We start from the raw sequence: 13506 nt of genomic DNA, 5'->3' as shown, positions 1-13506 counted from the left end.
TGCAGCAGGCTGTGGCGATGGAAACCGATGCCACCTACAAGATTGCCGTGGAGCGCCAGGTGCGCGTACGCATGGCCGAAAGTGCTGCCACCTGCACCGGCGTGCGTACGCGCGGTCTGGACTGGGTGGTGCGTGAGGGAAAGACCGAACTGGCCAGCGCCGGGCTGTACCCGCTGCGTGCGGCAGGGGGCTGGGCGGCAACGTTGACCGTGCACTGCCCCACCGCCCTGGCGTTCTGCAGGACGTGGGCCGACGGCACCGCTTCGGCGTTGCCCAACCCGGACATGCTGATGGCGGTGATGTCCACTGCTGGCGGCATGCCCGGCTTTGCCGGCCACAGCGGCGTGATCGTGCGGGCCGGTACCCACGATGCGGATGCGCTGGCCCAGCAGCTGGTCGACCGCCTGGCCGATGCCGCGCTGACGCGCGCGTTGGCCTGGCGCACGGTGCCAGTGGCACTGATCGACGACGTGGTGGCGCACAGCGCGTTCTACGCGTGGCCGCTGCAGACGGTGCTGTACATCGCCCAGCGCAATGGCCTGGCGGCCGACGACCCCCGGCTGCGCGACGCGCTGCAACGCCGCGCGATCCTGCGCCGTGGCGAACGCGACCGGGCCCTGGTGCAGCGCGTGTTGCCGGGGGGTAGAGCCACCCCATGGGTGGCTGCGCGGTGCCGGGCGAAGAGCAGCCGGGCAGAGCCCGGCTCTACGCGCGGGCCTGATGCCGGCCGGGCAGCGCCCGGCGCTACGCGGAGTGCGGGGTCTGGAACGGGAGGCCGGCGGCGTCGCAGGCGGCGCTGATGACCGCGCGGGCTTCTTCCAGCACGGGTGTGGGCGCGGCCAGGCGCGGGCGGCGGTCGAGGGTGCAGGCCAGGCCGACGTCCAGCAACGCGGCGTGCGCGTCATGCAGGCCCTGGCGGGTGCCGCCGGGTAGCCAGGCGATGCTGGCCAGGGCGTCGATCAGGCGCGGGGTGTCGCGCGGTTCCAGTACCTGCGGGTGCGCGCCGGCGCTGTCGAGGACGCCGGTCTGCAGCAGGAATTCGAGGTCGACAATGCCACCGGCGCCCTGTTTCAGGTCCAACCGCGCGGCGTCGCTGCGGTCCAGTTCGGTGCGCATGCGTGCGCGCATTTTTATGACGTCGGCGTAGAGCACGTCGGCATCGCGGGGGCGGGCGAGTGTCTGCGCGCGCACGCGTTCGAAATCGGCCAGCAGAGTGGCGTCGCCGGCGATGCCGCGTGCGCGTACCAAGGCCTGGTGTTCCCAGGTCCACGCGCGCTCGCGCTGGTACTCGGTGTAGCTGGCCAGCGAGGACACCAGCGCGCCCTTGCCGCCGTCCGGGCGCAGGCGCACGTCGATGTCGTAGAGCCGACCCGCGGCGGTGACCGCGCCCAGCAGAGCCATCACCTTCTGTGCCAGGCGTGCATACCAGCGGCCCGGATCGAGCGGGCGCTTGCCGTCGCTGCTGTCCTGGTCAGCCGGGTGGTCGTGCAGGAACACCAGGTCCAGGTCCGATCCAAAGCCCAGTTCCAGCCCCCCCAAGCTGCCGTAGCCGATGATCGCAAACCGCCCGCCGGGAATGCCGCCGTGGGCGGCGTGCATGTCGGCAGCGGCCATGGCATGCACGGTCACCACCACTGCCTGGGCCAGTTCGGCCAGCTGGCGGGTGCTGTCCACGGCGCGCTGGCGGCCGTCGAGGGTGGCCAGCGCCATGCGGAAACTCAGGGCAAGGCGGGTTTCGTTGAGCAGGCGCAGCGCCGCTTCGGGGTCGTCCACGGCCAGTGCGGCATCGCACTCGGCCTGCATCGCGTCGGCGTCGGGCATCGGCCCGGACACGCGCACGTCCAACAGCTCGTCCAGCAGCAGCGGGTAGGCGGCCAGCCGTTCGGCCAGCAACGCGCTGCGCGCCAGTACGTCCACCAGCCGCGCCAGCGCGCTGGGCTGTTCGTCCAGCAGCGCCAGGTAGCTGGTGCGGCGCAGGATGGCCTGCAGCAGGCCGAGCACGCGCTTGAGCGCGGCGTCGGGCTGGGGCGAACGGGTGGCGGCGTGCAGCAGCGCCGGCAACACGCGGTCCAAGCGCGCGCGGGCGCTGTCGGACAGCGACTTCACGCCCAGCGACTGGGCGAAATCGCGCAGCGACTGGTCGGCGCTGTGCGGGTCGTGGAAGCCGGCATCGGCGAGGATCTCGGCGCTGCCGTTGTCGGGCAGGCCGCGCCAGTAGTTGGACAGCGCATCGGGCGCGGCCTGGCCCTTGCGCGGTGCCAGCAGTGCGCCGAATTCGGTGCTGACCCGGGTGCGTTGCGCGTCGAGCGCGGCGATCAGCGCGTCCCAGTCGGGGTAGCCCAGGCCGGTGGCGATGCGCAGGCGGTCGGTGGGGTCGGTAGGCAGCGCGTGGGTCTGGGCATCGCGCAGCATCTGCAGGCGGTTTTCCAGCCGGCGCAGGAAGCCGTACGCGTGCAGCAGGTCTTCACCGTCCTGCGCGGCCATCTGCCCACACGCCACCAGCGCGGGCAGCGCATGCAGCAGGCGGCGTTCGCGCAGGCTGGCCTCACGGCCGCCGCGGATCAGCTGCAGGGCCTGGCACAGGAATTCGATTTCGCGGATGCCACCGGGGCCGCGTTTGATGTCGTCGAACATTTCCCGGCGCGAGACTTCGGCGGTGATCGCCGCCTTCATCTCGCGCAGGCCATCGAGCGCGGTGAAATCGAGGTAGCGGCGGTACACGAACGGGCGCAGGGTCTGCAGCCACGCTTCACCGGCGGCGATGTCGCCGGCCACCGCGCGCGCCTTGAGCCAGGCGTAGCGTTCCCAGTCGCGGCCTTCGCGCTGGAAGTACTGGTCCATGCCGGCGAACGACAGCGCTACCCGGCCGGCACTGCCGAACGGGCGCAGGCGCAGGTCGACGCGGTGGCTGAAGCCGTCCACGGTGGTTTCGTCCAGCAGCCGCGCCAGGCGCTGGCCGAGCCGGGCGAAGTATTCCTCGGCGGCCAGCGGGCGCGCGCCGTCGGATTCACCGCCTTGCGGGTAGGCGTAGACCAGGTCGACGTCGGAGCTGAAATTGAGTTCGCCGCCGCCCAGCTTGCCCAGCCCGAACACCACCAACTGCTGGGCGCTGCCGTCGGCGGCGCGGACCACGCCATGGCGGGTGGCAAATTCCTGCTCGAGTGCGGCCAGGCCGATGCCCAGGCAGTCTTCGGCCAGGGCGGTGGCGCCGGCCAGGGTGGCGGGCACGTCGTCGAGCCCGGCCAGGTCGCGCCAGATCAACCGGGTGGAGGCGGCGGTGCGGTAGCGGCGCAGGCGCTGCGGCCAGTCGCTGGGGTGCTGGGGGTCCAGCTCGGGGCGCGCCAGCGGGGGGCAGCCGGGCTGGATGAGGTGGGCCAGCAGCGCCGGTTGGCGGCACAGGGTGTCGATGGCGAAATCGCTGGTGATGGCCAGCAGGCGTACCTGGTCCAGAACCTCGGCCGGCGGTGGCCAGCTGCCGCTGTCGGCCAGCGACAGGGCCAGGCGCGCCAGGGCGCGGTCGACGAGGGGAACGAGGGCGGCGGGGACAGCGTCGGCGGGAATCGGCATGCAGGGATTATGCAGGGCGCTGGGGGTGCCTACGTATTGCCGGGTGCGCGAAACGGGACGGTGGCGATACCTGCGTCCGGCTTTCTTCGGCCGAGGTCATGCGTTCGCGGCGGTGATGGGCTGGGGCGGCGGTCGATGGGGATCCGACCCTACCGGGTTTGTCGGCGGTGGACGTGTCCGCGGCCATGGAGCCCCCGCCCCGCCAGCGAGATGCTGCGTAGAGCCGGGCTCTGCCCGGCTTGGATCGGGCGTTCATGACGCTACGTTGGAGCGCAGAGCAGCCGGGCAGAGCCCGGCTCTACGGGGCGGTTGCCGAATTTCAGGCAATAAAAAGCCCGCTTGCAGCGAACTGCCAGCGGGCTCTGCTCCCTCCCCCACGTCGGGATGCAGGTCGATCTTCTAGGGTCCTCGGAAAAGTTGCACGCTGCACTGCAAAACAATACTTGCGGGTACAGAAGTCATTGCAAAACTGAACAGGGAGTGCCGATAGCCCGAGGCGCCATCCCACCTTGGTCGCACACCCCCTGCGGCGTGGATCGCCGATAATGCAGATCCCCCCAGAAACGTTGTCGTCATGTCTGTCGATCGCATTGCCAACGCGCGTCTGCGTGACCGCGTTGTATCCGCTGAAGCTGCCGCCGCCCTGATCCAGCCGGGTGAAACCGTCGCCATGAGCGGCTTTACCGGTTCAGGTTATCCCAAGGCGGTGCCGGTGGCGCTGGCCCAGCGCATCGAGGCGGTGCATGCCCAGGGGCTGCCCTTCCAGATCAGTCTGATGACCGGCGCGTCCACCGCCCCGGAGCTGGACGGTGCACTGGCCAAGGCCGACGGCATCGCCATGCGCATGCCGTTCCAGAGCGACCCGGATGCGCGCAACCGCATCAACGAGGGCAAGCTGGATTACATCGACATCCACCTCAGCCACGTGGCCCAGCATGTGTGGTTCGGGTTCTATGGCGACATCGACACGGCCGTGGTGGAAGTGTCGGGCATCCGCGAGGACGGCTCGCTGGTGCCGTCCACGTCGGTGGGCAACAACAAGACCTGGCTGGACCTGGCCAAGAAGGTGATCATCGAGGTCAACGAATGGCAGCCGGCCGGCGTGGACGGCATGCACGACATCTACTACGGCACGGCGCTGCCGCCGCACCGCAAGCCGATTCCGCTGGTGCACGCCAACGACCGCATCGGCGAGACCTCGCTGCGCTGCGACCCGGACAAGATCGTGGCGGTGGTGCGCACCAACGGCCCGGACCGCAACAGCCCGTTCAGCCCGATCGACACCACCAGCGAGCAGATCGCCGCGTACCTGATCGACTTCCTGAAGCACGAAGTGGCCAAGGGCCGGCTGCCGGCCAACCTGCTGCCGCTGCAGAGCGGCGTGGGCAACATTCCCAACGCGGTGCTGGCCGGGCTGGCCAAGAGCGGCTTCCGCGACCTGGCCGCGTTCACCGAGGTGATCCAGGACGGCATGCTGGACCTGCTGCGCGACGGGGTGCTGAGCTACGCCTCGTGCACCGGGTTCGCGCTGAGCCCGCAGGCCAATGAAACGTTCAAGGCGAACATCGATTTCTACCGCGAGCGCATCATCATGCGCACGCAGGAAATCTCGAACCATCCCGAACTGGTGCGCCGCCTGGGCTGCATCGGCATGAACGGGATGATCGAAGCGGACCTGTACGGCAACGTCAATTCCACCCATGTGATGGGCACGCGGATCATGAACGGCATTGGCGGCTCGGGCGACTTCGCGCGCAACGGGTTCCTGTCGGCGTTCCTGAGCCCGTCCACGGCCAAGAACGGCAGCATCTCGGCGATCGTGCCGATGGTGAGCCACGTGGACCACACCGAGCACGACGTGTCGGTGATCGTGACCGAACAGGGCCTGGCCGACCTGCGCGGGCTGACCCCGCGCAAGCGCGCGCGGGTGGTGATCGACAACTGCGCGCATCCTGATTTCCGCGATCAGTTGAACGATTACTTCGACCGCGCCAGCCGCGACAGTTACGGCAAGCACACCCCGCATCTGTTGCCCGAAGCGTTGTCGTGGCACCAGCGGTGGTTGGATACCGGGACGATGAAGGCATGATCCAGAAAGGCCGGGCAAATGCCCGGCTTTTTCTTTATGCACTGCATCGGTTGCATCCGCATGTCGGAACGAAGCGCCCCCTCCTTGGCGCGATACTGCCGGTAGGGTCGGTTCCCAAACGACTGCCGTGAAACGATCAGCGTCCGGTAACGCATGACCCCGGAGCGCAGCAAATGCCCTCCCCGGCCAAGGTCATGCCATCACCGAACGCGGCAGATGCCACGGCGGTCGATCGGGATGCGACCCTACCTTGGCGTCGCGCATACCACGCGTGCTGCCCCTCCCGCGGAAGGCGCGGGTCACAGCGGTAGGGTCGGTTCCCAAACGACCGCCGTGAAACGATCAGCGTCCGGTAACGCATGACCCCGGAGCGCAGCAAATGCCCTCCCCGGCCAAGGTCATGCCATCACCGAACGCGGCAGATGCCACGGCGGTCGATCGGGATGCGACCCTACCTTGGCGTCGCGCATACCACCCGTGCTGCCCCTCCCGCGGAAGGCGCGGGTCACAGCGGTAGGGTCGGTTCCCAAACGACCGCCGTGAACCGATCAGCATCCGGTAACGCATGACCCCGGAGCGCAGCAAATGCCCTCCCCGGCCAAGGTCATGCCATCACCGAACGCGGCAGATGCCACGGCGGTCGATCGGGATGCGACCCTACCTTGGCGTCGCGCACACCACGCGTGCTGCCCCTCCCGCGAAAGGCGCGGGTCACAGCGGTAGGGTCGGTTCCCAAACGACCGCCGTGAACCGATCAGCATCCGGTAACGCATGACCCCGGAACGCAGCAAACGCCTTCCCCGGCCAGCGTCATGCCATCACCGAACGCGGCAGATGCCACGGCGGTCGATCGGGATGCGACCCTAACGCAGCGTCGCCAGCGATTCGGCCTGCAGGCGTTCGTAGATCGCAAATTCGTCTTCCACCTGCATGCCCAGCGCCTGCTCGAATGCCTCACGGTTGGCGTGGGCGGCATACGCGCGCTGCTCTTCACCGCCCAGGTTCGACTGGAAGATGCCCGCGGCACTGACCGGCAGGAAATCCTCGTAGACGATCGGGTCGGCGCTGGCCAGACCGGCGGCGATCAGGGCCTCGGCCGGCAGGTCGCCGATGGCGGCCGGATCGGCGCGGCCGGCGTCGGTGAGGGCGTAGCGGTAGTAGCCCAGGTCCTCGCGGCGCAGGGTGGCGTGGTCGTCCGGGAACGCGGTGAACGCGGCGGCCAGGCGGGCCGGGTAATCCTGCCCGGTGCTGCCGGCACCGCCACTGTCGCGTGCCTGGGCGAGCAGCTGGTCATACAGCGCGCGGCCCTTGGGCGTCAGTGCCAGGCCACGCTGTTCGATCTCGCCGAACCGCGCGGTGTGGGTGCCGGCGTCGGCCGCCTCACCAGACGGGAAGTGCACCGTTTCCTGCAGTGCCTTGAAGCTGGTCTGGCGCAGCAGGATCGGGCAGCGACGCGGCGGCGGGCCTTCGACCACGGCCTTGGCGTCGATGCCGCGCGCGAGCATGGCGGCCTGGGCGGCGTCGATGTCCAGCGTGCGCGGGGTGAGGTGGTTGATGTGCGGGCCACGGAAGCTGACCACGTCGGCAATCAGGCGGTGCGCGTCGTGCAGCGCGTGGTAGGTGGCCAGCGACACGGTGGCATCGCCGTGCCAGCGGAACGTCTCCAGCGATTCGATGACGAAGCGGCGGGCGTCTTCCTGGCGGAGGCCACCGTCGCGCTCGGCCTGGTCGATCAGGGCCAGCGCGGTGTCGGTGAAGATGCGGCGCCGGGCCAGGATGCGCGCAGATTCGTCACGCAGCGCGGCGTCTTCGATCAACTCCAGCCGCAGCAGCGAGGTGAACACCCGGAACGGGTTGTGCGCCAGCGCCTTCGCGGTGCGCGGGCGGAACGCGGTGGAGTGCACCGGCACGCCGGCCACCGACAGGTCGTAATAACCCACCGGGTGCATGCCCATCACCGCGAACAGGCGGCCCAGCGTGGCCAGTTCCTCGGCGGTGCCCACGCGGATGGCGCCGTGGCGCTCCTGGTCCAGGCGGGTGCGTTCGTCGGTGCGGTCCAGCTGCTCGGCCAGTGCCGGGTTGGCGGTGAGCACGGCATCGTTGATCTCGGCCACCAGGTCCACCAGCGTGCCGTACAACGGCACCTCGGTGCGGTACATGGTGGACATGGCCTGGGCGAACAGGCTGCGGATATCGTCGGGTGAAACGAAACGGTCGGCGCTCATTACGTACTCGGCAACGGATCACGGGGGAAGGTGCAGCAATCGCGCATTGTCGCCGAGCGCGGGGGTTACCGCGATCTGCACAGCAGCAAAGGGGTCACCGGGTAGAGCCACCCCATGGGTGGCTGCGCGAAATGCGATGGCGCGAAGGGCAGCCACCCATGGGGTGGCTCTACCGCGTAGACGGCGGTTGGGATGCCGGGTGGCATCGCAGCCGCGCATGGCGTGGGTTGGGCCACCCCATGGGTGGCTGCACGGAATGCGATGGGCGCGAAGGGCAGCCACCCATGGGGTGGCTCTACCGCGTGGGCGGCGATTGGGGTGCCGGGTGGGATCGAAGCCGCGCATGGCGTGGGTTGGGCCACCGGCCGGGTAGAGCCACCCCATGGGTGGCTGCGCAGAAACTCAGCGCGCGGAAGGCGTGGGATTGCCTGCCGCGCGCTGGCGCTGGGCGCGGTCGCCGAGCTGGCGCTGCAGGGTGGCGTCAAGCTTGATCGGGCGGTCCCAATGGTCGTGGCTGGCCACGATGGCGTGGCGCAGCGCGCGCCAGTGCAGGTTGGTCGGCGTGACCGGCAGCGCGGCCACCACGTCCTCCCAGCGCTTGGGCTGGCCCTCTTCCGGCACCGCACGGCTCCAGGCCTGCACGCTGTCGCGGCACCCGCGCTCGATGGCATGTGCCCAGAAACAGGCGAAGTAGATGTCACCGGCCTGCCAGCCGTGGGTGTACATCAGCGCGGCGATGTAGCCGCGTGATACGCCGGCATAGCGCGCCACCTCGTCCAGGAAACTGTCCGGGTAGCGTTCGGCGTAGTGGTTGATGTCCTGCAGCTGGGCGTCCACCCAGGCATCGCCGGTGTCGACCACATAGGCTTCGGACTTCTCCGCGGTCTGCTGCGCCGATGCCGCCCACGGCAGCATCAGCACCAGCAGCACCAGCACCGTGCGCAGGGTCATGGGACGACACCGCCGCAGCGCTGCATGCCGGTCAGGCCTGCGTTGCCTTGGCTTCGATGACGCGCAGGGCCTGCGGCCAGTCGAAGGCGGTCGGGGCGTCGACCATGCGCGGCTCGTCGTCGGCCACGCCGTGCTGGGTTTCATGCGCCCAAGTCACCGCGTACGGGGTGTGGATGCCCCAGCCGCCCAGGGTGATCACCGGCTCGATGTCCGAGCGCAGCGAGTTGCCGACCATGCAGAAGCGCTCGATCGGCAGGTCGAATTCTTCCAGCACGCGCGCGTAGGTTTCCGGGTCTTTCTCGGACACGATTTCGATGCGCGGGAACAGGTCGCGCAGGTTGGCCAGCTTGATCTTGGCCTCCTGGTGGAACAGATCGCCCTTGGTGATCAGCACCACCGGGTAGTCCCGCGCGATCTCGGTGACCGACTCGCGCACGCCATCGATCAGCTCGACCGGGTGGCGCAGGGTGTCATGGCCGATATCCAGGATCTGCTGCAGGTCGCGTGCGGTGATCATCTGCTGGGTGATCTCGATGGCCGCTTCGACCATCGACAGGGTCATGCCCTTCACCCCGTAGCCGAACACGCCGAGATTGCGCTGCTGCACTTCCAGCAGGTGGCGTGCGGTCTGGGTGTCGTGCACGTCGATGTAGCGCGACAGGATGGCGAGGTAATCCTGCTCGGCCTTGCGGTAATAGTCTTCGCTCTTCCACAGCGTGTCGTCACCGTCAAAACCGACCAGGCCGATGGCGCCGGTGGGCGCGGACGAGGAGGTCATCATCGGGCAAGGATAGCAACAGCGCCGCGCCAGCCCAATGACATCATCGGCTCACTGGCCGAACGGCCGCGGGCCGTCCCAGCCCAGCACGCCAAGCTGCGGCAGCTCGATGCGGGTGAGCAACCACTGCCCCGGGCCCTGCCAGCTGAATTGGCGGTAGCTGCTGGCCAGCTGCCCGGTCTCCTGCCACCACGCCATGAGCGCGGCCGGGCCTTCGGGATCATGCGGCTGGTGCTGGAATGGCAGGCCGCGGGTGTTGAGCTCGCCCAGCACCTGTTGCAGGGCCGCGTTGGCCCAGCGCGGGCCGTGGTCGTCGAAGGCGATCGATTCGGCGCAGCCGCCCGGCGAGGCACCGGTCACCACCACCACTTCGCCGGGTGCCAGGTGCGACACCCGCTGCGGCGGCGGTTCGCCCGGAACGGGCAGGTAGACGTCGAAGGGAGGCCGGCGGCCGGGATGATCCATGCTGTCCATCATAAAAGAAGGGCGGCCGAAGCCGCCCAACCCCTCACTGCCGTTCACCGGTGTCCAGCGGTGTTCAGCCCTTGCGCTCAGTGCACTGCATGCTGCACGTGGATCAGTTGCCCGGCTGTGCGCCGCTGCCACTGGCGGCCTTGCCCTGCTGGGCCGCCACGTACGCCTTGTACTCGTCCGGCGAAAGCTCGCCGTCCTTGCTGCTGTCGGCCTGGTCGAACACCTGGGCCAGACCCGCATTGACCTGTGCTTCGGTCTTGCTGATGGTGCCGTTGCCGTCGGTATCCACACTGGCCCACGTCTGGCCACCACCACTGGCCTGCTGCGACGCCTGCGCGGCGGCACCGGCGGCCGAATCTGCCGCCTGGCCGGCCTGCGCCGCTGCCTGCTGGGCCTGCGCGGCCTGGTTCTGTGCCTGCGCGGCGCTCTGCTGCGCGGACTGGGCCATCGCCGGAATGGCCAGCACACTGCCTGCGGCGACGATCAGGGCGATCAGGGGCTTGCGGTTGCGAATAGTCATTGGGTGGTCTCCTGCTATTGGGGTGTTGCACGGTTCGTTGTTTCCGCACGGCCCCACACTGCCACCCCGTTTGTGAATCAACTTTGCGTCGCAACCGGCCTGCGCACGCGGTCTTAACCACGTGTCCACGCGCGTCGTTTACCGCACAGGTTATGTGCAGGTGAGCAGGTAGTAAGCAGAGCATTCAACCGGCGCGGATTTAACCGGATGCAAACGGAATGTCAGCCTTCGCTGGCGCTTTTTTCGCCTGAGCGCGAACTGAATATCATCCAGCCCAGTGCAACGCCGCCGAGGGCGCCGGCCACTTCCAGTACCACCCGTGAGCCCAGTTCGTTGGGATCGTGGATGCCGGCCAGGAACAACCGCGCGTACAGCGGCGACTCCAACCGCATCATGCCCATGTAGAACAGCTTCCACGCATCGATGCCGGCCGATACCACCACCGCCATCACGCAGGCCCAGCCGATGGCGTGCCCGGCGGTCCAGCCCAGCGCGCGGCACAGGCGGTGCCACAGCGCATACACCAGCAGACCGACCAGCAGCGCGATCAGCCCTGCTTCCAGGGTTCCGAGCAATCCAAAGTGCAGCGGCAGGTTCATCGTGGTCCGGGCGGCAGGTCAGGCCACAGTGTAGCGGCGCGGCCCGCGCCCCCGGCGTTCAGCGCACCGGCACGTCGTAGGCGGTGTGCGGGTCCGGCTCGGGGCGGAGGGTGTAGTGCCACCACTCCAGCGGATAGTTGGCAAAGCCGTGCCGGGCCATCGCCTGCACCAGCCGCTGGCGGTTGGCGCGCTGGAGGGCGCTGATGTCTGCCGCATCGGTATGCGCACGCGGGCCGAAGAAGTCGAAGTCGGTGCCCATGTCCAGCGCGCTGCAGGGGCCTGTGCGGCAATCAAGCAGGGTCAGGTCGACGGTGGCGGCGCGGCTGTGGCCGGAGGTCTCGGCGATGTAGCCGCCCAGCAGTGCTGGCTTGTCCAGGTCGGGGTACTGCAGCGCCTTGCGCGACTGTTCGGCCGGGTCGTGGGCCCAGGCCACGAATGCAGTGACCGACTGCGCCGGGCGGTAGCAGTCGAACACGCGCAGCCGGTAGCCTTCGGCCCGCAGGTCCGCTTCCACCGCGGCCAACGCGGTGGCCGCCGGGGCCAGCAGCAGGCACTTGGGCGCGGCGTAGCCGGGCACGGGGCGGGCGGTGAAGTTGTTGCTGCCGGCGTAGCGGATGTCCAGTGCGATGTCGGGCACCAGGCGGGCAAGGTCGACCAGCCCGGCCTGCTCGACGGTGCGCGCGGGGGATACCTCTACCGGCTGCGCCTGCGCACCGCCGACGACGGCCAGCATCAGCAAGGCGCTACGGGCAATCGCCGATGCGGGTGTACTGCAGGTCCTGGTAGTCATAGCTGAAGTCGATATCCGGGTCGATGGCGCGCAGTGCAAGCGTGGGCGGCGTGCCCGGCTGCGGCTGCAGCCAGGGCTCGGCATCGGCCCCGAGCGTATCCCACTGCACCAGCCAGCGCGCACCCAGCTGCATCACCGTGCCCTGCAGCTGCGGCGACTTCTCCACCTGGAAACGCAGCCGGCCATTGTGCGGGCACACACGGGCCGGCCCCAGCCACGGGTCGCGGTAGCGGCCCTGCCAGGCGGCCGTGGTCTGCAGACTGGCCGGTGCGCGCGCACGCGTGTCCGGGCGCACGTGGCCGCTGTTCCGGCGTTGCTGCTGTTCGTCGCGTAGCAGGCGTGCGTAGTCCAGCACGCCCCGGGTGTCATCGGGCGCGGTGTAGTGCCGCAGCGCGGCCTGCATCAAGGCGGTGCGGGCGTCTTCGGCATCGCCGTTGATCAACAGCACCACGCCCACGCGCCGGTCCGGCAGCAACGCCAGCGAGGAATACATGCCCGACAGCGTGCCGGTGTGGGCCACCTTCCACTGGCCGTCCAGGTCCGACAAGCGCCAGCCGTAACCATACGCAGCGAAGTGCGCGTTGTCCCACTGGCGCTGGCGCGCACCGATCGGCATCGGCATGTGCGCGGTCCACAGCGCGCGGCGCTGGGCATCGCTGAGCCAGCCCGGCACCTGCGCCGGGTCCAGCAGCACCTGCATCCAGCGGGTCATGTCCTTGAGGCTGCAGCGGATGCCGCCAGCGGCCATGGACGCCAGGTCCGGGCTGGTGTCGGCATCGGGCTGGGTGACCACGTTGCGGCCATCGCGGCGTGCGTGCGGCTGGGCCACGTTGCCCACCGCCGCCACCGACCACGCCCCCACCTGGCAGCGCTGCATGCCCAGCGGCACGAATACCTCTTCGCGCAGCAACTGGTCGTACGGCTTGCCGCCCGCGCGCGCGGCGACCTCCCCGGCCACCACGTACATCAGGTTGTCGTAGGCGTAGCCACTGCGGAAGCTGGTGACCGGTTTCAGATGCGCCAGCCCGGCGATGATGTCCTGCCGGGTGAAGGCATTGGGCTCGGGCCACAGCATCAGGTCACCGGCGCCCAGGCCCAGGCCGCTGTTGTGGATGAGCAGGTCGCGGACCTGCATGTGCTCGGTCACCCACGGGTCGTGCATGCGGAACTGCGGCAGGTATCGAATCACCGGGTCGTCCCAGCGCAACGCACCGCGGTCGACCAGCCGTGCCAGCAGCGCGGCGGTCATCGCCTTGCTGTTGGAGGCGATCTTGAACAGCGTGTTCTCATCGATGGCCTCACCTGTGCCGATGCGGCGCTCGCCGGCGGTGTGTTGGTAGACCACCTGCCCGTCTTCCACCACGGCCATGGCCAGGCCCGGCAGCGCGTAGTGCTGCCGGGCCTGGTCGAACATCGGCTGGAAGGGCGGTGCGGGCGCCGCAGTGGCGCTGGCTGAAACAGCCAGCGCCACCACCAGGGCACGCCACCGGTGCAGCGTCATCGCGGTCATCCC

11 protein-coding genes are annotated in these 13506 nt (G+C 69.1%); 2 read left to right on the top strand and 9 right to left on the bottom strand.

What is annotated here, in order from left to right; all coding sequences use genetic code 11:
• Positions 1-17 precede the first annotated feature (17 nt).
• Complete coding sequence (locus ACZ0AE_RS01935; RefSeq protein ID WP_463600255.1) at positions 18-800, top strand: hypothetical protein; 783 nt, start codon at positions 18-20, stop codon at positions 798-800.
• On the opposite strand, the gene glnE is transcribed toward ACZ0AE_RS01935, so the two are convergent.
• A complete protein-coding gene (glnE, locus tag ACZ0AE_RS01930) occupies positions 745-3567 on the bottom strand; it encodes a bifunctional [glutamate--ammonia ligase]-adenylyl-L-tyrosine phosphorylase/[glutamate--ammonia-ligase] adenylyltransferase (protein ID WP_463600254.1) in 2823 nt (940 codons plus the stop codon). The genes ACZ0AE_RS01935 and glnE overlap by 56 nt on opposite strands.
• 574 nt (positions 3568-4141) lie before the next feature.
• Between glnE and ACZ0AE_RS01925 the strand changes: the two genes are divergently transcribed.
• A complete protein-coding gene (locus tag ACZ0AE_RS01925; RefSeq protein WP_463600253.1) occupies positions 4142-5656 on the top strand; it encodes an acetyl-CoA hydrolase/transferase family protein in 1515 nt (504 codons plus the stop codon).
• A gap of 863 nt (positions 5657-6519) precedes the next feature.
• On the opposite strand, the gene hglS is transcribed toward ACZ0AE_RS01925, so the two are convergent.
• The 8 genes from hglS to ACZ0AE_RS01885 all read right to left on the bottom strand — a co-directional run bounded on the left by hglS (position 6520) and on the right by ACZ0AE_RS01885 (position 13503).
• Entirely contained in the window at positions 6520-7881 is a 1362-nt protein-coding gene (gene hglS, locus ACZ0AE_RS01920) for a 2-oxoadipate dioxygenase/decarboxylase HglS (RefSeq protein WP_463600252.1), read from the bottom strand.
• A 402-nt stretch (positions 7882-8283) separates the two neighbouring features.
• The gene (locus tag ACZ0AE_RS01915) at positions 8284-8832 is read right to left on the bottom strand and encodes a hypothetical protein (protein ID WP_463600251.1); all 549 of its coding nucleotides are present in this window, start codon (positions 8830-8832) and stop codon (positions 8284-8286) included.
• Positions 8833-8863: 31 nt separating this feature from the next.
• Positions 8864-9613, bottom strand: a complete 750-nt coding sequence (locus ACZ0AE_RS01910; protein ID WP_463600250.1) for an HAD family hydrolase — start codon at positions 9611-9613, stop codon at positions 8864-8866.
• Between the two features lie 48 nt (positions 9614-9661).
• Positions 9662-10075, bottom strand: coding sequence for a hypothetical protein (locus tag ACZ0AE_RS01905; protein ID WP_463600249.1), 414 nt, complete (start codon positions 10073-10075; stop codon positions 9662-9664).
• Between the two features lie 112 nt (positions 10076-10187).
• Complete coding sequence (locus ACZ0AE_RS01900) at positions 10188-10604, bottom strand: EF-hand domain-containing protein (RefSeq protein WP_038690861.1); 417 nt, start codon at positions 10602-10604, stop codon at positions 10188-10190.
• A gap of 221 nt (positions 10605-10825) precedes the next feature.
• Positions 10826-11203, bottom strand: a complete 378-nt coding sequence (locus ACZ0AE_RS01895) for a hypothetical protein (protein WP_038690862.1) — start codon at positions 11201-11203, stop codon at positions 10826-10828.
• 58 nt (positions 11204-11261) lie between these two features.
• A complete protein-coding gene (locus tag ACZ0AE_RS01890; protein ID WP_463600248.1) occupies positions 11262-11936 on the bottom strand; it encodes a M15 family metallopeptidase in 675 nt (224 codons plus the stop codon).
• 10 nt (positions 11937-11946) lie between these two features.
• Entirely contained in the window at positions 11947-13503 is a 1557-nt protein-coding gene (locus ACZ0AE_RS01885; protein ID WP_463600247.1) for a serine hydrolase, read from the bottom strand.
• Between the last annotated feature and the right edge of the window lie 3 nt (positions 13504-13506).

It is taken from the genome of Stenotrophomonas sp. AC248 (genome assembly GCF_979258185.1).
Note: the sequence above shows the minus strand (reverse complement) of the source record. Positions and strands in the feature narration are given on the sequence as shown.